At 64.3% G+C, this 20,988-nt stretch carries 17 protein-coding genes and 1 riboswitch; of the genes, 9 read left to right on the forward strand and 8 right to left on the reverse strand.

Annotated elements, in window-relative coordinates:
* Positions 1 to 20: 20 nt before the first annotated feature.
* Positions 21 to 893 (reverse strand): c-type cytochrome, encoded by an 873-nt coding sequence (locus AKN84_RS27135; protein ID WP_244485502.1) that lies wholly within the window; start codon positions 891 to 893, stop codon positions 21 to 23.
* A 392-nt stretch (positions 894 to 1,285) separates the two neighbouring features.
* Between AKN84_RS27135 and AKN84_RS27140 the strand changes: the two genes are divergently transcribed.
* Positions 1,286 to 1,984, forward strand: a complete 699-nt coding sequence (locus tag AKN84_RS27140; RefSeq protein WP_050423619.1) for a glutathione S-transferase family protein — start codon at positions 1,286 to 1,288, stop codon at positions 1,982 to 1,984.
* Positions 1,985 to 2,064: 80 nt separating this feature from the next.
* On the opposite strand, the gene AKN84_RS27145 is transcribed toward AKN84_RS27140, so the two are convergent.
* Both AKN84_RS27145 and AKN84_RS27150 read right to left on the reverse strand, forming a co-directional pair.
* Positions 2,065 to 2,982, reverse strand: a complete 918-nt coding sequence (locus AKN84_RS27145) for an MBL fold metallo-hydrolase (RefSeq protein ID WP_050423640.1) — start codon at positions 2,980 to 2,982, stop codon at positions 2,065 to 2,067.
* Between the two features lie 297 nt (positions 2,983 to 3,279).
* The gene (locus AKN84_RS27150) at positions 3,280 to 4,479 is read right to left on the reverse strand and encodes a TrmJ/YjtD family RNA methyltransferase (RefSeq protein WP_050423620.1); all 1,200 of its coding nucleotides are present in this window, start codon (positions 4,477 to 4,479) and stop codon (positions 3,280 to 3,282) included.
* A 373-nt stretch (positions 4,480 to 4,852) separates the two neighbouring features.
* Here AKN84_RS27150 and AKN84_RS27160 point away from each other — a divergent pair, with 373 nt between their 5' ends.
* The 3 genes from AKN84_RS27160 (at position 4,853) to AKN84_RS27170 (ending at position 8,500) form a co-directional block, all read left to right on the forward strand.
* Positions 4,853 to 6,553 (forward strand): alpha/beta hydrolase family protein, encoded by a 1,701-nt coding sequence (locus AKN84_RS27160; protein WP_128971203.1) that lies wholly within the window; start codon positions 4,853 to 4,855, stop codon positions 6,551 to 6,553.
* A 195-nt stretch (positions 6,554 to 6,748) separates the two neighbouring features.
* Positions 6,749 to 7,963, forward strand: a complete 1,215-nt coding sequence (locus AKN84_RS27165) for an NADP-dependent isocitrate dehydrogenase (protein WP_050423623.1) — start codon at positions 6,749 to 6,751, stop codon at positions 7,961 to 7,963.
* Between the two features lie 36 nt (positions 7,964 to 7,999).
* Positions 8,000 to 8,500: a DUF3455 domain-containing protein gene (locus AKN84_RS27170; protein WP_050423624.1), complete on the forward strand. Its 501-nt coding sequence runs from the start codon at positions 8,000 to 8,002 to the stop codon at positions 8,498 to 8,500.
* Positions 8,501 to 8,507: 7 nt separating this feature from the next.
* Here AKN84_RS27170 and AKN84_RS27175 read toward each other — a convergent pair whose 3' ends face one another.
* The gene (locus tag AKN84_RS27175) at positions 8,508 to 9,758 is read right to left on the reverse strand and encodes a cyclic nucleotide-gated ion channel (RefSeq protein WP_050423625.1); all 1,251 of its coding nucleotides are present in this window, start codon (positions 9,756 to 9,758) and stop codon (positions 8,508 to 8,510) included.
* Positions 9,759 to 9,769: 11 nt separating this feature from the next.
* The gene (alaS, locus tag AKN84_RS27180) at positions 9,770 to 12,442 is read right to left on the reverse strand and encodes an alanine--tRNA ligase (protein ID WP_050423641.1); all 2,673 of its coding nucleotides are present in this window, start codon (positions 12,440 to 12,442) and stop codon (positions 9,770 to 9,772) included.
* Between the two features lie 202 nt (positions 12,443 to 12,644).
* Positions 12,645 to 12,739, forward strand: a riboswitch (glycine riboswitch).
* A 141-nt stretch (positions 12,740 to 12,880) separates the two neighbouring features.
* On the opposite strand from alaS, the gene gcvT reads away from it, so the two are divergent.
* From gcvT to AKN84_RS27200, 4 genes are all read left to right on the forward strand, one after another.
* Positions 12,881 to 14,026 (forward strand): glycine cleavage system aminomethyltransferase GcvT, encoded by a 1,146-nt coding sequence (gene gcvT, locus AKN84_RS27185; protein WP_050423626.1) that lies wholly within the window; start codon positions 12,881 to 12,883, stop codon positions 14,024 to 14,026.
* A 19-nt stretch (positions 14,027 to 14,045) separates the two neighbouring features.
* Positions 14,046 to 14,411 (forward strand): glycine cleavage system protein GcvH, encoded by a 366-nt coding sequence (gene gcvH / locus AKN84_RS27190; RefSeq protein ID WP_021077888.1) that lies wholly within the window; start codon positions 14,046 to 14,048, stop codon positions 14,409 to 14,411.
* A gap of 22 nt (positions 14,412 to 14,433) precedes the next feature.
* On the forward strand, positions 14,434 to 17,307 hold the full coding sequence (gcvP, locus tag AKN84_RS27195; protein WP_050423627.1) for an aminomethyl-transferring glycine dehydrogenase: 2,874 nt from the start codon (positions 14,434 to 14,436) through the stop codon (positions 17,305 to 17,307).
* Between the two features lie 221 nt (positions 17,308 to 17,528).
* Entirely contained in the window at positions 17,529 to 17,966 is a 438-nt protein-coding gene (locus AKN84_RS27200; protein WP_050423628.1) for an acyl-CoA thioesterase, read from the forward strand.
* A gap of 5 nt (positions 17,967 to 17,971) precedes the next feature.
* Here AKN84_RS27200 and AKN84_RS27205 read toward each other — a convergent pair whose 3' ends face one another.
* Both AKN84_RS27205 and recA read right to left on the reverse strand, forming a co-directional pair.
* On the reverse strand, positions 17,972 to 18,934 hold the full coding sequence (locus AKN84_RS27205; RefSeq protein ID WP_050423629.1) for a hypothetical protein: 963 nt from the start codon (positions 18,932 to 18,934) through the stop codon (positions 17,972 to 17,974).
* Between the two features lie 106 nt (positions 18,935 to 19,040).
* Positions 19,041 to 20,129 carry a recombinase RecA gene (gene recA, locus AKN84_RS27210; RefSeq protein ID WP_050423630.1) on the reverse strand — a complete coding sequence of 363 codons (1,089 nt, stop codon included), beginning with the start codon at positions 20,127 to 20,129 and terminating at the stop codon, positions 19,041 to 19,043.
* Between the two features lie 437 nt (positions 20,130 to 20,566).
* Here recA and AKN84_RS27215 point away from each other — a divergent pair, with 437 nt between their 5' ends.
* Entirely contained in the window at positions 20,567 to 20,788 is a 222-nt protein-coding gene (locus tag AKN84_RS27215) for a hypothetical protein (RefSeq protein WP_050423631.1), read from the forward strand.
* 7 nt (positions 20,789 to 20,795) lie between these two features.
* On the opposite strand, the gene AKN84_RS47475 is transcribed toward AKN84_RS27215, so the two are convergent.
* Positions 20,796 to 20,988 (reverse strand): hypothetical protein (locus AKN84_RS47475; protein ID WP_050423632.1); only part of this gene is annotated, 193 nt, incomplete at its 5' end.

Here is a 20,988-nt window from a genome sequence, read left to right on the forward strand (position 1 = left end):
GGGTCTACGCCTCTCCATCGTCATTGCCCGGAAGAAGCGGCTGTCAGACTATTCTTTTGCTGGCACCGTACGCAAATAGGCGACGATGGCGTCGAGGTCGCAGCTGCCAGAGTGGCGTAGTAGTGGAACCCCATGGGCGGATTGAGCTTGCCGCCGTCGTTGCTGACGCCCTCAGTGATGGCGCGTTTGATCGCGTCGTCAGTCCAGCCGCCGATGCCCTTCGTCTTGCTGGAGGTGATATTCCTGGAAACCGACAAGCCCCATGCTCCCGGAAAATTCCTGCCGCCGGCGCCGAGCTTGGTTGCGAATTCCAGCCCTTGCGGTCCCATCGGCGTATGACACGCCATGCAGTGCGCGATAGTAGCGAGGTAGAACCCTTGCTGCACCTTGTCGCTCAACATCGCCTCGGTGTACGGGCTTTCACCGCCCGGTGGGACTGGATGTCCTTGCGCCATCCTGTAGATTGGCTCCGGCACCGCATTCTTGATCGGCTTGAGCGTCCGCAGATAAGCGATCACCGCATCGATATCCCGGCCGGTCATGATCTCGTAGAAGCCGCTTGGCATGACCATGGCGACACGTACGCCGTTGCGCTTGACGCCCTTCCGCAGCAGTTGCTTGAGCTCGGCGTCGGTGTAATTGCCGATGCCGGTCTCCTTGTCCTGCGTCACGTTCGGGGCGGTGACCTTGAAAGGTGGCTCATCCCACGACGCGCCGCCGGAAAATGCCTTATCCGGGATATCCCCCGATGGCCCCTTCGGCGTGTGGCAGTTGCCGCAGGCCAGGATGCCATTGACCAGATAATCACCGCGCTCGACTAGGTCCGACTGTGCGCTGGCCGGGCTGGTCAATACCGCGCCGATAACGAGCGCTAACGATCCGATACGGATCATGACGACGCCTCCAATCAATTAAATATGCCAATAGAACTCTGATCGATTTCTGGCTTCAAAAAGGTTCGTCAACGAAATGCGCGCACGGGGGCCAACGAGGCCGTGCGCAAATCGAGATAGCCGACGCGCAAGAAAAAAGGAGCGCGCGGATCAATGGTACGATCGCCGCCCTTTCTTTCGGCACGTGACTGCCGAGGGCTTGCCAGACAAAATCTATCAGATTTCACGTGTTTGAGAAGCCAACATGACGCCGCCGAAATTCGGGACGCAAGACATCAGGATCAACGCCGCACCAACCAATCGTTATCCGCCTGAGCACGGCGCGGTTGGCTAGCGTTTCCAACCGGCCAATCCTGAGGTAGCCTCGTCCATCCTGAACGTGACGAGCCGCCATGCTCACGCTCTATTCCTATCCGCCGCTGTTCGGCGTCGCCGACAACAATGGCTATGGCCTGAAGGTATTTGCTTTTCTGAAGCTGGCCGGCGTGCCGTTCCGGCACGAGCACATTTTTGATGCATCGAAGGCGCCGCGCCAGCAATTGCCCTATGTCGTCGACGGCCATGACACCGTCGGCGACAGCGAGACCATCCTCCGCTACGTCACCGAAAAATACGGCGTGACGCTGGATGCGGTGCTGACGCCGGCGCAGCGCACCACCGATCTCCTCATCACGCGTACGCTCGACGATCTCTACTGGGTAATGTCCTACTCGCGCTGGAAGGACGAGCGCTACTGGCCGAAGTTCCGCGATGCGCTCAAGCGTGAGCATCCGGACCTCACCGACGACGGCTTGATGAAGGCCAGGGAGTTCAACGCGCAACGCTATCATTACCAGGGCATCGGCCGCTTCGTGCCCGACGCCGCGATGGCCCGCGGGATCGCCGATCTCGCCGCACTGGCAAACCTGATCCCGCGGCAAGGCTATGTGCAGGGCAACACGCCGACGTCCATCGACGCCGGCATCTATGGCTTCGTGGCCAACATTTACTTCTACGACATCGACACGCCGTTGAAGGAGTTCGTGGTCGCGCACGACACCCTGGCGCAACACTGCCGTGCCATCCACGCTGAAGTCGCCGGCGTCGCGTAGCACCCGGCGCCGCCCAGGGCGCGAACTCAATAGCATCATTGAGTCCACGCGCCCTGGTTCGATCCTAGACCGACAAGCGGTCAGTAGTCCCAGTACACCGGCACCCAACGAAAGGTGTCGCCATCGACCGCCACGTGTCCGACCGACGGGAACGGCAGGTGCGTGGCCACCAGCATCTCGCCGGTCTTCGCCAGCTCGCGCAGCAGACGAACGCGAACACGCGCCGCCTCCTCGGGATCGTGTTCGAAACCGTTGTACCAGTCGGGCTGGTCGAAACCGACCGCGAACACGGCATCGCCGGCGAATGTCAGTGCTTCGCCGCCAGATGCGATCCGGACGATGCTGTGCCCGGGCGTGTGACCGCCGGTGCGACGAACGACGACGCCCGGCGCCACTTCGTGCTCCGCATCGAACGTCCGCAGATTATCGCGGTACTCCTGTGCGAACCGCTTGGCGGTCGCCCGCAGCGCGTCCGGGAATCCCTGCGGCATGTTGGTGTGGGAGAAATCGGGCGCCTCCCAGAATTTGACCTCGGCGGCCGCCACGTGGATCCGCAGATCCGGACGCAGCCTCTCCTTCACGCCCTCGACGAGCAGCCCGCCGACATGGTCCATGTGCATGTGGGTCAGCACCACGTCGGTGACGGACGAAAGATCGATGCCGGCGGCCTCCAGCCGCTTCACCGTCTGCCCGGCCCGCGGCAGGTGCAGGTCGGGATCCGACCCCAGCCCGGCGTCGATCAGGATGGTTTTCCCGCCGCTGCGGACCATGACCACATTCAGCGCCCAGTCGAACGCATCCGCCGGCAGGAACATGTCGTGCAGCCATGCTGCGCGCGCGGCGGGATCGGCGTTGTGTCCCAGCATCTGGGTCGGGAGCGGCAGCACGCCATCGCTGACCACCAGCACGTCAATCTCGCCGATCCGCTGCGCGTAGCGCGACGGAACCAGCTCTTCGGGCTTCGATCTGACGGCGTCTGAGGGGTTGTGTAGATTCATGTCTGTCTCCTGCTGGCCGACCACGCCGAAGTGAGGCGTGGTTGCGGGTGAATGGAGAGACGTCTAGCGAACCGGCCCTGCCGCTGCCCCAGAGCGATTGTCGTAGCTGAAGAGAGATTGCTGATGATGCCGGCAACTTGCCCGACGGGTCATTCGGAATTGTAGGATGGGTGGAGCGAAGCGATACCCATCAAGCTGATCGCAGGGAGAGATGATGGGTTTCGCTACGCTCTACCCATCCTACGCACTGGATCACCCGCTTTCGCTTTCGCGGGTGGTGACACTGAACATGACGCTTCACCGCCCCCGCTGAAGCCCCGCCTCCAGCCGCACCAGCTCACCATCGAGATCACGCTCAACATCATCCACCTTGATGTCGACCACCCGATAATCGCGCGCCTCGAGCCAGGCGCGGCGCTTGGCGCGGTCGGCGGCGATGGCCTCACTCTCCTTGGCGTTGACCAGTTCGATCGCGGTCCGGTGCACGAAGGAGACGAAGTCGGGGATGTGGCGGCCGACCGGGGTCTGGCGCTTGAACTGGCCGGCGAAGCGGCGGTCCCGCGTCAACGCCTGCCACAGGATCCGCTCGGCATCGGTCGGGTTGCGGCGGAGCAGCCGGGCGAGCCCGCGCACGGTACTGCTGCTGTCGGCGGTCGCACCGCCCTGCCCCTGCTCGGCGAGCAGCGCGCGCAGCCGGGTCGCCTGGGCGCCGTCGAGCACACCGCCCTTGGCCGGGCCCTTGCGGCCTTCGGCGATCGCCATCACCACGCCGTGCAGCGTGTGCATGTCCTGCTTGGTCGGGTCCATCCGGGTGAAGATGTTGCGCAGGTTGACCAGCATGGTGTCGCGCTTCTCGGCCGGACGCAGGAACTCGACCTTGTCGAGCTCGGCGACGAGGTTGTCGAAGAACGCCTGCATCTGGTGCTGGGAGGCCGGCTCGGATCGCTCCGGCATCGCGAACGGCAGCGCACCCGCGGTCGAGAGCTTGAACCACTCGTAGCCCATCAACAGCACCGCCTGCGCCAGATTGAGCGAGGCGAAGCCCGGGTTGACCGGGAAGGTGATGATGCGGTTGGCGAGCGCCACCTCCTCATTGGTCAGGCCGGCACGCTCCCGCCCGAACAGGATACCGGCCCCGCCGCCGGACGCGACATGGCCGACGATCTCGCTTGCCGCGCCTTCCGGCCCGACCACCGGCTTGGCCTGGTCGTGGGCGCGGGCGGTGGTGGCGAACACCAGGGTGAGATCGGCAATCGCCTGCTCGACGGTGTCGAACAGCTCGACGGAACCGATGATGTGGTCGGCGCCGGCGGCGGCGCGCTGGGCGGCAATGTTCGGCCAGCCGTCGCGCGGATTGACGATGCGCATCCGGCTCAGCGCGAAATTCCCCATCGCCCGCGCGGCCATGCCGATGTTCTCGCCAAGCTGCGGCTCGACCAGGATGACGACGGGACCGGCAAGGTCGTGCCCTGCCTTGGTCTTGTCGGTGCCGGACATCTCACTTCACTTTCTGATTCAACGTCTGAAGGTTTTGAATCAGCTTCCGAAGATGCTGACTCAAAATCTCATGCAGAGGCCCAAGAGAGCAGCATTGACCGGCTTTTGCACCGGTTTGCACGGGACCATTTTCTCCAAGGAGATAACAGGGTTAGCGGGGTTTGCGAATCCTCAATTGGAGTCCCAATCGCACGGAGCGAAGGCCGCCGCTTGCGCGCGCTTGGCCTTCGGATAGGCTATCAACCACAACCAAAGCGAAGCTGTAAAGGCACGCTTGAGACGCCGCTTGAACGGCGGGGCACTTGATTCCAAGCACTTTGGGTCAAAGCACATTGGGGGGACGACGATGCGGGGCAGATGGACGTTGGCGATTGTGGGCCTGATCTTGATCGCGGCGGGGGGCCTGCTCGCCCACTTCACGCAGACCGCTGATGGCATCCGGATCGAGGATGTCAGGTTCAAGGGCGCCAAGGGCAACACCATGAGCGCCCTGCTCTACATCCCGCCGAATGCCACGGCGCAGATCCCGGCGCCCGGCATCCTGGCCGTCCATGGCTATATCAATTCGCGCGAGACCCAGGACGGCTTCGCCATCGAGTTCGCCCGCCGAGGCTATGTGGTGCTGGCGCTCGACCAGACCGGGCATGGCTACAGCGACCCGCCCTCCTTCGCCAACGGCTTTGGCGGACCTGACGGCCTCGCCTATCTCCGCAGCCTGCCCTTCGTCGACAAAGAGAACATCGGGCTCGAGGGCCATTCGATGGGCGGCTGGACCGTGCTGGCGGCGGCTGCCGCGATGCCCAACGACTACAAAGCGTTGGTGCTGGAGGGCTCGTCCACCGGCAAGCCGTTCGCCGCTGAGGGCACGGCCACCTGGCCGCGCAACACCGCCCTGGTGTTCGCCCAGTACGAGGAATTCCCCGAGCTGATGTGGGGCGTCGAGCTCGCCCGCGAGGTCACCAAGAGCCCGAAACTCCAGGCGATGTTCGGCACCCAGGGCGCGGTCGAGCCCGGCAAGGTCTATGGCGACCCGGCCAGTGGCACCGCACGGGCGCTGTACACGCCAGCGATGACCCATCCGGCCGAGCACATCTCGCACGAGGCGATCGGCTACAGCCTCGACTGGTTCGCCAAGACGCTGAAGGGCGGCACCCCGCGTCCGGTCGACGACCAGATCTGGTTCCGCAAGGAGATCGGCACGCTGATCGCCCTGATCGGTTTCATTGCCCTCGTGATCGGGACGTTCGATGGACTGCTGGAGGCCCAGATGTTCTCCCGCCTGCGGCTGCCCGCGGTTGCCGATGGCACCATGCCGCCGCATCAGGCTGCGGCCGGCCGGCGCTGGACCACGGCGCTCATCCTGTCCGCCTTCATCCCGGCGCTGACCTACTACCCGGCCTTCGCGCTCGGCGGCACCTTCGTCACCCCGAGCTCGGTGCTGCCGCAGGGCATCACCAACCAGATCCTGGTCTGGGCCATCATCAACGGCCTGATCACGCTGGCCCTGATGCCGTTCGCCCCCAAGCGCGCCAGCCGGGCCGGCCTTGTTAGTCAATCCGTCGTGATCGCGGTGATCTCGGTTGCGGTGGGTTACGCCGCGCTCTGGCTCGCCGACCTCGCCTTCAAGATCGACTTCAGGTTCTGGATCGTCGCACTCAAATTGATGAGCGCGAAGCAATTCCTCATCTTCCTGATCTATCTGATTCCGTTCACGGCGTTTTTCGTCGTGGCGCTGCACGTGCTGCACCGGAATTTCTCGACCATGGATGCGCCACGAGGGGCGCTCTACCTCACCAACATCCTGGCGCTGACGCTCGGTTTCATCGTGTTGCTGGTGCTGCAATACGGCACGATGTGGCTGACCGGTAAGTTGTTCAACCCGGTGCCGGACCCCAGTTTCGTGCCGCTCTCGACCATCGTCGCGATCCAGTTCGTGCCGCTGCTGGCGATCGTGGCCGTGATCGCGACCTTCACCTGGCGGAGAACCGGATCGAGCCTGCCGGGGGCCCTGATCGCCGGCCTGTTCGTGACCTGGTACATCGTGGCCGGGACCGCGACGCAGGTGCCATTCTAGCGGGGTCAGGCGAAGAAAACCGGTCCAGGACAGGGACCCGAGAGCCGCCGGTCAGAATGGCGGTTCTCGGTGAAAAGATGGGCTGAAAGTGCATAACCGGTCCGCTTCCGCCCGCCCCCGGGCGGTGCTATAGCGCAGGCGTATTTTCCACCCCCGCCGTCAAAAGCGCGCCGTTCCCAAGAGGGCCTCCCCGTCATGGCAAAAATCAAGGTATCCAACCCCGTCGTCGAGCTCGATGGCGACGAGATGACCCGGATCATCTGGCAGTACATCAAGGACAAGCTGATCAACCCGTTCCTGGATGTCGAACTGCTCTATTTCGATCTGGGCATGGAATACCGCGATGAGACCAATGACCAGGTGACCATCGACGCCGCCGAAGCCATCAAGAAGGTCGGCGTCGGCGTCAAATGCGCCACCATCACCCCCGACGAGGCCCGGGTGAAGGAGTTCGGCCTGAAGCAGATGTGGAAGTCGCCGAACGGCACCATCCGCAACATCCTCGGCGGCGTGATCTTCCGCGAGCCGATCATCTGCAAGAACGTGCCGCGCCTGGTTCCCGGCTGGACCAAGCCGATCATCATCGGCCGCCACGCCTATGGCGACCAGTACCGCGCCACCGACATCAAGTTCCCCGGCAAGGGCACGCTGTCGCTGAAGTTCGTCGGCGAGGACGGCACCGTGATCGAGCGCGAAGTGTTCAAGGCGCCCGGCGCCGGAGTCGCGATGGAGATGTACAATCTCGACGACTCCATCATCGATTTCGCCCGCGCCTCGCTCAATTACGGCCTGCTGCGCAACTACCCGGTCTACCTCTCGACCAAGAACACGATCCTCAAGGTCTATGACGGCCGCTTCAAGGACATCTTCCAGGACATCTACGACCGCGAGTTCAAGAAGGAATTCGAGGCCAAGGGCCTGACCTACGAGCACCGCCTGATCGACGACATGGTGGCCTCGGCGCTGAAATGGTCCGGCGGCTACGTCTGGGCCTGTAAGAACTATGACGGCGACGTGCAGTCCGACACCGTGGCCCAGGGCTACGGCTCGCTCGGCCTGATGACCTCGGTGCTGCTCACCCCTGATGGCAAGACGGTGGAAGCCGAAGCCGCCCACGGCACGGTGACCCGGCACTACCGCGAGCACCAGAAGGGCAAGGAGACCTCGACCAACTCGATCGCGTCGATCTTCGCCTGGACCCGTGGCCTCGCCCACCGCGCCAAGCTCGACAACAATCCGGAACTGGCGAAGTTCGCCACCACCCTGGAGAAGGTCTGCGTCTCGACCGTCGAGGAAGGCTACATGACCAAGGACCTCGCGCTCCTGGTCGGCGCCGACCAGCGCTGGCTCTCGACCACCGGATTTCTCGACAAGGTGTCCGACAATCTCGCGAAGGCGATGGCGGCCTAACGGCTGCGTCTTGGGAAGACAGGTGCGAGCGTGACCATGGCCCTCATCAGAGCCGTTGCGCTCGCATCCTTGCTGCTCACCGGGTCGGCGGCATCAGCTGCCGATCCCCTGCCCGACGCTGTCGCGGCACCGGCTGAGTCCCCGGTGCTGTCGGTCCATGCCGAGGGCGTCCAGGTCTATGAGTGCAAGCCGGTCACCGACGGCAAGCTCGCATGGTCGTTCCGCGAACCGGTCGCCACTTTGATCGCCAATGGCCGCACGGTCGGCCGCCACTATGCGGGTCCGAACTGGGAGCATGTCGACGGCAGCGCCGTGACCGCCCGCACCGCCGGCAGCGCGCCTGGCACGACGCCAGCAGACATTGCCTGGCTAAAGCTCGAAGTGATCGCCCACCGCGGCAATGGCGTACTCTCGAGCGTTGCCACCGTGCAGCGGATCAACACTTCGGGCGGCGAGCTCAGCGGCGCCTGCGACAAGGCCGGGGCCTTGAAGAGCGCGGCGTATTCGGCGGATTACGTGTTCCTGCGCCGCGACTAGACCAAAACTAGTCGCGGATGCCGCCGTCGGCCTCGCCGGGCGGCTGGGCGATCTCCGCGGCTACGAGGTCGCCGCCAGCCGTGAGCGGGTCGGCGAGCCGCGCCTCCGCCGTCTCCCGGACATGCGCGGCGAGCGCCGGCATGCGCTCGATCAGGGCATGGAAGTCCTGCGCATCGAGCAGCAGCAGCTTGGTCTTCCGCATCGCCGTCACCGTGCCCGACCGGTTGGTCCGCCTGAGCAGCGCGATCTCGCCGAAGAACGTGCCGTCGGCAAGCCGCACGCGCTGGCTCGGCAGGTCGATCTCGACTTCGCCGGCGGTGATGAAATACATCGACGACGCCGCATCGCCACGCCGCACCAGCACCTCGCCGGCCTCGATGGTCTGCGACCGCAACAGCCGCATGATGTCGGCGATGTCGGCGGCGTTGAGATGCGAGAACAGCGGCACCCGCGCCAGCATGCCCCAGGTCACGACGAAGTCGCGGCGCCGCACCTCGTCGGCGAACGCGGTCGAGATGATCGCAACCGGAAGCGCGATCATCGCAAACCCGATCACGATCGCAACCACCGTGACGATCCGCCCGAGCGGCGTCACCGGGACGACGTCGCCATAACCCACGGTGCCGAGCGTCACGATCGCCCACCACATCGCCTGCGGCATGGTGCCGAACTTGTCGGGCTGCACCTTGTGCTCGATGGCATAGAGCAGCGCGGCGAACAGCAGCACCGCGCCGGTCAGGATCACGACGCAGCCGAACAGCGTGCGCCGCTCGGCATGCAGCGCCGCCAGCAGCGAGCGCATCGCGGTCGAGTAGCGCACCAGCTTCAGGAACGGCAGCATGCCGAACAGCACCAGCGCGGTCTTGTCACCGATCGCGAGCGCGATGGCCGACGGCAGGAACGCCAGCAAATCGATGAGACCGAGGGTCGAAAGCGCGTATTCGAGCCGTGCCCGCAATGGCGTCATGTCGCGCAGGGAATGGCCAACCACGCTCCAGAGCCGCGCGGCATATTCCAGCGCGAAGGCGGCCACCGCCGCGATCTCGACGGTCGTCAGTAGCCATCCGAACTGGGCGTCGATCTCGGGCACCGAGGCGAAGATCGCCGCCAGCACGTCGACGGCGATGATCGCGACGATAAGGCCGGCAAACCGCGAGCCGCCCGAATGCGGCAGATCATCGCGCTCGAGCAGCTCGTAGAGACGATTGCGCAGTCCGGGATCGCTGATCGTGGGCTTGAACGGAGCCGTCGCCACGATCAGCCTCTCCGTCAGGCGCCGGCCATTGCCTGTTCAATCGCAGACAGCGCGGCGTCCGCCTTGGCGCCGTCGGGCCCGCCGGCCTGCGCCATGTCGGGCCGGCCGCCGCCACCCTTGCCGCCGAGCACCTCGGAGCCCTTGCGCACCAGCTCGACCGCGTTGAAGCGCGAAGTCAGATCGGCGGTGACGCCGACCACGATGCCGGCCTTGCCGTCCTCGGTGACGCCGACGATCGCGACCACGCCCGAGCCGATCTGCTTCTTGCCGTCATCGACGAGGCTCTTCAGGTCCTTGGTCTCGACGCCTTCGACCGCGCGCGCCAGCAGCTTGACGTTGCCAACCTCGCGAACGGCTGAGGCTGCGCCGTTCGACGCTCCGCCGCCGCCCATCGCGAGCTTCTTGCGGGCATCCGACAGGTCGCGCTCGAGCTTCTTGCGCTCCTCCATCAGCGCAGTGATGCGCGAAGGCACATCCTCGATCGTGGTGCGCAGCTCGGCCGCCGCAGTCTTCGCCAGCGCCATGGTGTCGTTGGCGTGCTTGCGCGCGTGACGCCCGGTCAGCGCCTCGATGCGGCGGACGCCGGAGGCGACCGCGCTCTCGCTGGTCACCGAGATCAGGCCGATGTCGCCGGTGCGGCGGACATGGGTGCCGCCGCAGAGCTCGACCGACCAGCCGAGCGCGTTCTGGCCGTGCTCGCGGGCGCTCTTGCCCATCGAGACGACGCGGACCTCGTCACCGTACTTCTCGCCGAACAGCGCGCGCGCACCGGCCTCGCGGGCGTCGTCAACCGCCATCACGCGGGTCGTCACCTCGTCATTCTCGAGCACGACATCGTTGGCGATGTCCTCGACCCGGGCGAGCTCTTCCGGCGTGATCGGCTTCGGATGAACGAAATCGAAACGCAGGCGATCGGGTGCGACAAGCGAGCCGCGCTGCGCGATGTGATCGCCGAGCACCTGGCGCAACGCCTCATGCAGCAGATGCGTCGCGGAATGGTTGGCGCGGATCGACGAACGCCTGGCGTGGTCGACCTCGAGTTGCAGCGCCGTGCCGACGTTCAGCGTGCCCTGTTCCACCGTGCCGAGATGCACGAACAGATCGCCGGCCTTCTTCTGCATGTCGGTGACGCGGAACTTGACGCCCTCACCCGTGAGCACGCCGATGTCGCCGACCTGGCCGCCGGACTCGGCGTAGAACGGCGTCTGGTTCAGCACGATCGCACCGCTCTCGCCGGCCTTGAGGCTGTCGACCTCGGCGCCATCCTTGACCAGCGCCGTCACCGCGCCTTCCGCGCTCTCGGTCTCATAGCCGAGGAATTCGGTTGCACCGAGCTTCTCGCGCAGCGGGAACCAGATGGTCTCGGTCGCCGCCTCGCCGGAGCCTGCCCAGGACGCGCGCGCCTTCTCGCGCTGCCGCTCCATCGCGTCGGTGAACGCCGCCTGGTCGACGCTGATGCCGCGCGACTTCAGCGCGTCCTGCGTCAAGTCCAGCGGGAATCCATACGTGTCGTACAGCGTGAACGCGGTGTCGCCATCGAACATGTCGCCCTTCTTGAGGCCGGCGCTCTTCTCGTCGAGGATCGATAGTCCCCGCACCAGCGTCTTGCGGAAGCGGGTCTCTTCGAGCTGCAGTGTCTCCTCGATCAGCTTCTCCGCGCGCACCAGGTCCGGATAGGCCTGGCCCATCTCGCGGACCAGCGCCCAGACCAGGCGATGCATCAGCGGCTCGTTCGCGCCCAAGAGCTGCGCGTGGCGCATCGCGCGGCGCATGATCCGGCGCAGCACGTAGCCGCGGCCCTCGTTCGATGGCAGCACGCCGTCGGCAATCAGGAACGCCGACGAGCGCAGGTGATCTGCGATGACGCGATACGACGCGACGTTCTGCGCGTTCGGTCCATGGCCGAGCGCCGACGAAGCCGCCTCGATCAGGTGGCGGAACAGATCCGTCTCGAACACGCTCTCGACGCCCTGCAGGATGCAGGCCATGCGCTCCAGGCCCATGCCGGTGTCGATCGAGGGACGCGGCAGCGCCACGCGCTCCTCCTTCGTCACCTGCTCGTACTGCATGAACACCAGGTTCCAGAATTCGAGGAAGCGATCGCCGTCCTCTTCCGGGCTGCCGGGAGGTCCGCCCCAGATGTGCTCGCCGCGGTCGATGAAGATCTCGGAGCACGGACCGCACGGGCCGGTATCGCCCATCGCCCAGAAATTGTCCGAGGTCGGGATGCGGATGATGCGGTCGTCCGAGAAGCCCGCGATCTTCTTCCAGTAGCCCGCCGCCTCGTCGTCGGTGTGATAGACTGTGACGAGCAGCTTGTCCTTCTTCAGCCCGAAATCCTTGGTGATCAGATTCCAGGCCAGCTCGATCGCGCGCTCCTTGAAGTAGTCGCCGAACGAGAAGTTGCCGAGCATCTCGAAGAAGGTGAGATGGCGGGCAGTATAGCCGACATTGTCGAGGTCGTTATGCTTGCCGCCGGCGCGCACGCATTTCTGCGACGTCGTGGCGCGCTGATAGCTGCGCTTCTCGACGCCGGTGAAGACGTTCTTGAACTGCACCATGCCGGCATTGGTGAACATCAGGGTCGGGTCGTTGCGCGGCACCAGCGGCGACGAGGCCACGATCTCGTGGCCGTTCTCTTTGAAGAAGTTCAGAAATGTCGACCTGATGTCGTTGACGCTGCTCATGTTCATCCAATCGGAAAAAGGGGCCGGCCAGCCGCAAAAAGGCGTCATTTTCCGGCCGAACGCTTTTAGACATTGCCAGCTGCGGTGTCCAGAAACTGTGCAGGCGGATCATGGGCTTGCCGCGGCAGCACAAAGCCCATTGGATAGTTGTTGCAGCTGCGTTGACAGTCTTGGTGGCGCCGTGTTTTCTACCTACCTGTTAACCCGTCACGTCGGGAGAGACCGGTCCAGCTTTGGGCCGGCGCCGAAGGAGCAACCGCCCCGGAAACTCTCAGGCAAAAGGACCGCGTGACGTCTGACATCTGGAAAGAGGCGCTGGGGTTCTCCCCCGATTGCGTCCGCCGACGGGATAATACTCTCAGGCACAGCGACAGATGGGGCTTTCTGCAGGTTTCTCAAGGGGAAATGGGTCCCCGCGGGAACCGCGAGGGCCCTGTGATGCTTGCGCACGAAACTTCCCCGCTGAAACAGACCCCGCTGCATGCGCTGCATCTGGCGCGCGGCGCCAAGATGGTGCCGTTCGCCGGCTACGACATGCCGGTGCAATACACGGCGGGCGTGCTGAAGGAGCATCTGCACACCCGCAAGGACGCCGGCCTGTTCGACGTGTCCCACATGGGCCAGCTCGTGCTGAAGGCCAAATCCGGCAAGGTCGGCGATGCGGCGCTCGCACTGGAAAAACTGGTGCCGCAAGACATCGTCGGCATCGCGCCGGGACGGCAGCGCTACGCGCAATTCACCAACGACGACGGCGGCCTGCTCGACGATTTGATGGTTGCGAATTTCGGTGATCACCTGTTCCTGGTGGTCAACGCGGCCTGCAAGGCCGAGGACGAGGCGCATCTGCGCGCGCATCTCTCCGACACCTGCGAAATCGTGTCGCTGGCCAACCGCGCGCTGATCGCGCTGCAGGGACCGAAGGCCGAATCGGCACTGGCACAACTTTGTGCAGATGTCAGTTCGATGAAATTCATGGATGCCGGCCCGCGCCGCGTCGCCGACATCGACTGCTTCGTCTCGCGCTCCGGTTACACCGGCGAGGACGGCTTTGAGATTTCCGTGCCGGCCGACAAGGCCGAAGCCCTGGTCACTGCGCTGCTCGACAATCCCGACGTGCTGCCGATCGGGCTCGGCGCACGCGACAGCCTGCGGCTCGAGGCTGGGCTCTGCCTCTACGGCCATGACATCGACACCACGACGACGCCGGTCGAAGGCGCGCTGGAATGGTCGATGCAGAAGGTCCGCCGCAGCGGCGGCGCCCGCGCCGGCGGTTTTCTGGGCGCCGACAAGATCCTTACCCAGTTCGCACAAGGCGCATCGCGCCGCCGCGTTGGCCTCAGGCCCGACGGCCGCGCGCCGGTGCGCGAAGGCGCTCCGCTGTTTGCCGATGCCGCCTCGACCGAGCAGATCGGCAAGGTGACCTCTGGCGGCTTCGGCCCGAGCCTCAATGCGCCGGTCGCAATGGGCTATCTGCCGACCTCACTTTCCGCGGTCGGCACCACCGTTTTCGCCGAAGTGCGCGGTCAGCGGCTGCCGCTGAAAGTCGCCGCCACGCCCTTCGTCCCCAATACCTACAAACGCTAAGACGCCAGAGGATCTCTCCATGACCACGCTGTACACGTCCGACCACGAATGGCTCCGCATCGAAGGCGACGTCGCCACGATCGGGATCACCGATTACGCGCAATCGCAGCTCGGCGACGTCGTGTTCGTCGAACTGCCCAAGGTCGGCCGCAGCCTCAAGAAGGCCGAGGCCGCTGCTGTCGTCGAATCCGTCAAGGCCGCCTCCGACGTCTACGCGCCGATCACCGGCGAAGTGATCGAGGTCAACGAGGCGCTCGCCGCCGAGCCCGCGCTGGTCAACTCGGATGCCGGCGGCAAGGCCTGGTTCTTCAAGCTGAAAATTGCCGACAAGGGCGAACTCGGCGGCCTGATGGACGAAGCCGCATACGCCGCGCACACCGCCTGAGGATAATCCCGAGGATCAACCGATGAACGCGCCCTTCAAGCCGATCAACGAAGCCGCCACCGATTTCGTCCGCCGACACATCGGACCGTCACCGCGCGACGTCAACGCGATGCTGGAGACGGTCGGCGCCGCGAGCCTGCAGGCGCTGATGGGTGAGACGCTGCCGGCGTCGATCCGCCAGAAGGCGCCGCTCGATCTCGGCCGCGCGCTGAGCGAGACCGAGGCGCTCGCGCATATGAGCGAGCTCGCCGCGCAGAACCAGGTGTTCACCTCGCTGATCGGCCAAGGCTATTCCGGCACCATCCTGCCCGCGGTGATCCAGCGCAACATCTTGGAAAACCCGGCCTGGTACACTGCGTACACGCCGTACCAGCCCGAGATCAGCCAGGGCCGGCTCGAAGCCCTGTTCAACTTCCAGACCATGATCTGCGACCTCACCGGGCTCGACGTCGCCAATGCCTCGCTGCTCGATGAGGCGACCGCGGCGGCCGAAGCAATGGCGCTCGCCGAGCGCCACTCGCAGGTCAAGGCGAAGGTGTTCTTCGTCGACAAGGAGGTGCATCCGCAGACGCTCGCCGTGATGCGCACGCGCGCCGCCCCGCTGGGCTGGGCGCTGCTGGTCGGCGATCCCCTCACCGAGCTCGACAAGGCCGACGTTCTCGGCGCACTCTTGCAATATCCCGGCACCACGGGCGCGGTGCGCGACCTCCGGCCGGCGATCGCATCGCTGCGCGCCAGGGGCGCGCTTGCGATCGTCGCCGCGGACCTGCTGTCGCTGGCGCTGCTGACCTCGCCCGGCGAGCTCGGTGCCGACATCGCAATCGGCTCGGCGCAGCGATTCGGCGTGCCGATGGGCTATGGCGGACCGCACGCCGCCTACATGGCGGTGCGCGACACGCTGAAGCGCTCGCTGCCCGGCCGCATCGTCGGCCTGTCGGTGGATTCGCGGGGGGCACCCGCCTATCGCCTAGCGCTGCAAACCCGCGAGCAGCATATCCGCCGCGAGAAGGCGACCTCCAACATCTGCACCGCGCAGGTGCTGCTTGCCGTGATCGCCTCGATGTATGCGGTCTATCACGGCCCCGAAGGCCTGACCCATATCGCGCGCGGCGTGCATCGCCGCGCCACCGTGCTCGCCGCCGGCCTGCGCAAGCTCGGCTTCGCACCGACCAGCGAGGCGTTCTTCGACACCGTGACTGTCGAGGTCGGGGCGAAGCAGATCGAGATCGTCTCCCGTGCGCAGGCGAAGCGGATCAATCTTCGCATCGGCGCGACCACGCTCGGCATCGCGCTCGACGAGACCACGACGCCGGAGACCGTCGAGGCGGTGTGGCGCGTGTTCGGCGGCAAGCTCAGCTTTGCCGAGATCGAGGGTAGCGCAAGCGAGACGCTGCCGAAGGAGCTGCGGCGCTCTAGCGCCTTCCTCACCCATCCGGTGTTCAACACCCACCGCTCGGAGACCGAGCTGCTGCGCTACATGCGCAAGCTCAGTGATCGCGACCTCGCGCTCGATCGCGCGATGATCCCGCTCGGCTCCTGCACCATGAAGCTCAACGCCACCACCGAGATGATCCCGCTGACGTGGCCGGCGTTCGGCAATCTGCATCCGTTCGCGCCCGCCGATCAGGCCAAGGGCTATCATGCGCTGTTCAAGCGGCTGGAGCAGTGGCTGTGCGATATCACCGGCTATGACGCGGTGTCGCTGCAGCCGAACTCCGGCGCGCAGGGCGAATATGCCGGACTTCTTGCGATCCGCGGCTATCACCTCGCGCGCGGCGAGCCGCACCGCAAGGTGTGCCTGATCCCCTCCTCCGCGCACGGCACCAATCCGGCCTCGGCCGCGATGGTCGGCATGGACGTGGTGGTGGTCGCGTGCGATGCGCGCGGCGACGTCGATGTGAATGATCTCCGCGCCAAGGCGGAGAAGCATTCGGCCAATCTCGCCGCCGTCATGATCACCTATCCGTCGACCCACGGCGTGTTCGAGGAGCATATCAGCGAGATCTGCGACATCGTGCATACGCATGGCGGACAGGTCTATCTCGACGGCGCCAACATGAATGCGCAGGTCGGGCTGTCGCGGCCCGGCGACTACGGCGCCGATGTCAGCCATCTCAATTTGCACAAGACGTTCTGCATCCCGCATGGCGGCGGCGGCCCCGGCATGGGTCCGATCGGCGTCAAGGCGCATCTTGCGCCCTATCTGCCGGGCCATCCGGCAACTGATGGTTCGACGGCGCACGCCATCGGCCCGGTGTCGGCCGCGCCGTTCGGCTCGGCGTCGATCCTGACCATCTCCTACATCTACATCCTGATGATGGGCGGCGAAGGCCTGACGCGCGCCACGGAGATTGCGATCCTCAATGCCAACTACATCGCCGCACGGCTGCAGCCGCACTTCCCGGTGCTGTACCGCAACGAGCGCGGCCGTGTCGCGCATGAGTGCATCGTCGACCCGCGGGCGCTGAAGACGACCAGCGGCGTCACCGTCGACGACATCGCCAAGCGGCTGATCGACTACGGCTTCCATGCGCCGACCATGAGCTTCCCGGTGGCGGGCACGCTGATGATCGAACCGACGGAATCGGAATCGAAATTCGAGATCGACCGCTTCTGCGACGCCATGATCGCAATCCGCAAGGAGATCGCGGAGATCGAGAGCGGCCGCTGGAAGGTCGAGGCCTCGCCTTTGCGCCACGCGCCGCACACCGTCCACGACATCGCCGACGATGTGTGGAACCGGGCCTACACCCGCGCCGAGGGCTGCTTCCCCGCGGGCGTGTCACGGTCCGACAAATACTGGAGCCCGGTCGGCCGCGTCGACAATGTCTACGGCGACCGCAACCTGGTGTGCTCGTGCCCGCCGATCGAGGATTACGCGCAGGCGGCGGAATAGCGCGGCCTCCGTTGCCGGATGTTGTAGCAACCATCAAGCGGGGATGGTTGCTACGAGGTCCAGTTCAAAACATCAAAAACAACCCCATGCACAGTAGGGATTGGGGCGACTGGTCATCCCCCGGCACTAGATCCAGTCGGTAGGATGGGTAGAGCCAACGGGTCCGCAATTCGGCCATCACGGAATTCGCGGGAACGACCGACGCCGCGGCAGGAGGAAACATGCGCGAAGAATTCTGGTTTCACTTCCCGTTTCGCGTCCGCTATTCCGAGGTCGACGCGCAGGCCGTGGTGTTCAACGCCCACTATTTGACCTATTTCGACACTGCGATCACGGAGTACTTTCGCGCACTCGGCTACGACTATCTCGGCGAGGTGGCGCGGACCGGGATCGACTTCCACACCGTGAAATCGGTCGTCGAATACAAGGCGCCGATCCGGTTCGACGAGGACATCGAGGTCTGCGTTCGGGTCGCGAAGATCGGTCGCTCCTCGATCAATCTGGCGCTCGCGATCTTCGCCAAGGGCTCCGACGACCTGCGCGCCACCGGCGAGATCATCTGGGTCGCGACCGACCAGACAACCCATCAATCGGTCTCGGTGACGGACGAATTGCGGACGCTGATCGCGAGCCGGGAGAAGGCGCTGGCGGCGGGTTGAGTTGACTACGGCTTGGTCAGCGCCGGAGCAATGCGCCAGAGATTGTCGTTGGTGAGGTGCGTGCCGCCCCACCAGCGATCGATCGGGTTATGGCTGCTGAAGTCTTCCTGGTGCGCGATGATCGCTTCGCCGAACTCGGTCAGCCGCGGATAGCTTGCGGCGTAGCGCGCGTGCCAGCTCCTTTTGCTCTGCGGTCGTTCGAGATCGGTCACTGCAGGCGACGGACCATCCGTGAGGCCGTCGAGCAATGAGAAAAGTTCGAGTTCCCCGAACACATTTCCGGGGCGCCAGAAACGATGAAGTAGTCCAAGCGCTGAAAAGCCGTCGTAACGTGCGATCAGCTCAAGAAGTCGCATTTCAGTTGCGCCAAGCCCCGTCGCGCGGGAGGGCAATTCTGCAACCAAGGCAAGCTGCGCCGACCTCAGAAATGGCAGTGAGCTAAGGTCACTCTGCAAGCAATCCAGAAAAGGCATTGGGGTGGCTGCGCGATAAGCCGACCAGATCGCACTTCCGGTATTGAGTTCGACCGGGCCAACGTCGACCGTCAACACATCATCTGGTTCGGGCATCTGTTCAGCCGGCATCGTCAGATCGAAATCAACAAGACGCAACTTCAACCTGGCCGCTGTCTCGGGATGATATCTGAAAAAAGCCAGAAGGAAGACCAGCTGCAGCTGATCGTTCGGATATTGTTCGAACCAGAGCTCGATAACGTCATACGGTTCGCAATACTCGACGAGCGAAAGGTGCCTGCGAGCCCGGACTTCATCGGAGAACAATCTCCATGAACACCAATCCGACCAATGACGACCCGGGCCCTGGCCGGAACGCGCGCCAAAATAATCTTCGAACTCTTCTACCGGGGGCAACGGCCCCCAAACGAAGCGAAAGCGAAATTCAATGACCGCTTCTGCCAGACCTGAGCGCGCGAGACGGATGCCGCAACTAGTCAGAATCAAACGCTTCATCGTCCAACCTCGCCGAACGCAACACAAAACGAAACGGGCGCCGAAGACGTCGGCAACTCAACGTCCTCTGCGCCCGCTTCCAGCGAAATCATGTCTGCCTTGAGGTCTACTCTTCCGTCGGCTCCTCGCCTTCGGCGTCGCGCTCGGGCGCGCCGGCGAGGATCTGCTCGGAGATCAGGCCTGAGTTCTGCCGGATCGCGGCTTCGATCTTGGTGGTGATGTCGGGGTTGGCGCGCAGGAACGCCTTCGAATTCTCGCGGCCCTGGCCGAGCCGCTGGCTGTCATAGGAGAACCAGGCACCCGACTTCTCGACGAGACCGGCCTTGACGCCGAGGTCGAGGATCTCGCCCATCTTGGAGACGCCCTCGCCGTACATGATGTCGAACTCGACCTGCTTGAAGGGCGGCGCCAGCTTGTTCTTCACCACCTTGACGCGGGTGGTGTTGCCGACCACCTCGTCGCGCTCCTTGATCGCGCCGATGCGGCGGATGTCGAGGCGGACCGAGGCATAGAATTTCAGCGCATTGCCGCCGGTGGTGGTTTCCGGCGAACCGTACATCACACCGATCTTCATGCGGATCTGGTTGATGAAGATCACCATCGTGTTCGACTTGTTGATCGAGGCGGTGAGCTTGCGCAGCGCCTGGCTCATCAGGCGCGCCTGCAGGCCCGGCAGCGCATCGCCCATCTCGCCCTCGAGCTCGGCCTTCGGCACCAGCGCCGCGACCGAATCGACCACCAGCACGTCGACCGCACCGGAGCGCACCAGCGTGTCGCATATTTCCAGCGCCTGCTCGCCGGTGTCCGGCTGCGAGATCAGGAGCTCGTCGATGTTGACGCCGAGCTTGCGCGCATAGACCGGATCGAGCGCATGTTCGGCGTCGATGAAGGCGCAGATGCCGCCCTTCTTCTGGCCTTCCGCCACGGTGTGCAGCGCCAGCGTGGTCTTGCCCGAGGATTCCGGACCGTAGATCTCGACGATACGCCCCTTCGGCAGGCCGCCGACGCCGAGCGCGATGTCGAGCCCGAGCGACCCGGACGACACCGTCTCGACATCCATCGAACGGTCGTTCTTGCCGAGCTTCATCACCGAGCCCTTGCCGAACTGGCGCTCGATCTGGGAAAGCGCGGCTGAGAGGGCCTTGGACTTGTCCATGGAGGATCCTTCGACGATACGCAGTGCGGTGGCGGACATTTGGGATGTGCTCCTTATGGCGAGGATTCGCTAGCGGGACAAACGGCGGGTGAGATCAGGCGGAATGCGTTGTTGATAGGAATCTCGTACCACGTTTGTTCCATGTTCGCAATATGTTCTTTTGAGGATTTAGGCGCTGGCCTACTTCCATCCCTAGTGGCCTGCTTTGAAATTTCGAGTGGCCTGATTTGGACTTAACCCCATCGTAACCATGCGGCGTCCGACATTCTCAGTAGTCCTACCGAGCGGCCCTATTCCATGTTCTGGGCATATAGATTTTGATCGTGCCCAAATCGTTCTGTGCGAAATATTACCCGGAGTTCTCCGTGGGTGAACGGAGTTCCTTGGCGACCAGATTTGGCCAACCGACCCAGACGACCGCGAACGGAGTTCCATGCTATAAAGAGCGGAACTTGCTCTCTGGCAGGAGCGGAGCAATGCCAATCAACCGTTTACTGAGGGTCGGCAAATACACGCCGGAAGAGATTGAGCTTCTAAACAAGGCCTTCGATCTAGCGTTGCGTTCGATGGGTCTGGTTGACCGTAACGACCCGCTTTGCGAGATGGTCGCCCGTAAAGTTATCGAGACCAGTACGACCGTCACCAGCGGCCCCAAAGAAATCGCTGACGCGGCTGTTGCACGAATTGGCCTAAGGTAAGGCCGCCTCAGTTGGCGGCCTCCTCGTCATCCTCATGCATGATGCTGCGCGCCTCCGCTCGGGCCTTGGGGCTATGAAGGGCTAGGCGCTTTTTCTGCCGCTTAACGTAGTCCTCCAACGCCTCCAGCATGGTTGCGTCAACATCTCCGCTGGCGATGAGCTTGAGGTAGTTCTGAGGATTCGTTTCCTCAGTGAAAATG

This window comes from Bradyrhizobium tropiciagri, from assembly GCF_001189845.1.
In the GTDB taxonomy this organism is placed as follows: Bacteria; Pseudomonadota; Alphaproteobacteria; order Rhizobiales; family Xanthobacteraceae; genus Bradyrhizobium; species Bradyrhizobium tropiciagri.

Excerpts from the sequence above, each read along its gene's own strand:
- AKN84_RS27165 (WP_050423623.1), top strand. The coding sequence starts at position 6,749 with ATGGCAAAAATCAAGGTATCCAACCCCGTCGTCGAGCTCGATGGCGAC.
- AKN84_RS27200 (WP_050423628.1), top strand. The coding sequence starts at position 17,529 with ATGCGCGAAGAATTCTGGTTTCACTTCCCGTTTCGCGTCCGCTATTCC.
- AKN84_RS27215 (WP_050423631.1), top strand. The coding sequence starts at position 20,567 with ATGCCAATCAACCGTTTACTGAGGGTCGGCAAATACACGCCGGAAGAG.
- alaS (WP_050423641.1), bottom strand. The coding sequence starts at position 12,442 with ATGAGCAGCGTCAACGACATCAGGTCGACATTTCTGAACTTCTTCAAA.
- AKN84_RS27135 (WP_244485502.1), bottom strand. The coding sequence starts at position 893 with ATGATCCGTATCGGATCGTTAGCGCTCGTTATCGGCGCGGTATTGACC.
- gcvT (WP_050423626.1), top strand. The coding sequence starts at position 12,881 with ATGCTTGCGCACGAAACTTCCCCGCTGAAACAGACCCCGCTGCATGCG.
- AKN84_RS27170 (WP_050423624.1), top strand. The coding sequence starts at position 8,000 with ATGGCCCTCATCAGAGCCGTTGCGCTCGCATCCTTGCTGCTCACCGGG.
- gcvH (WP_021077888.1), top strand. The coding sequence starts at position 14,046 with ATGACCACGCTGTACACGTCCGACCACGAATGGCTCCGCATCGAAGGC.
- AKN84_RS27205 (WP_050423629.1), bottom strand. The coding sequence starts at position 18,934 with ATGAAGCGTTTGATTCTGACTAGTTGCGGCATCCGTCTCGCGCGCTCA.
- AKN84_RS27145 (WP_050423640.1), bottom strand. The coding sequence starts at position 2,982 with ATGAATCTACACAACCCCTCAGACGCCGTCAGATCGAAGCCCGAAGAG.
- AKN84_RS27150 (WP_050423620.1), bottom strand. The coding sequence starts at position 4,479 with ATGTCCGGCACCGACAAGACCAAGGCAGGGCACGACCTTGCCGGTCCC.
- gcvP (WP_050423627.1), top strand. The coding sequence starts at position 14,434 with ATGAACGCGCCCTTCAAGCCGATCAACGAAGCCGCCACCGATTTCGTC.
- recA (WP_050423630.1), bottom strand. The coding sequence starts at position 20,129 with ATGTCCGCCACCGCACTGCGTATCGTCGAAGGATCCTCCATGGACAAG.
- AKN84_RS27140 (WP_050423619.1), top strand. The coding sequence starts at position 1,286 with ATGCTCACGCTCTATTCCTATCCGCCGCTGTTCGGCGTCGCCGACAAC.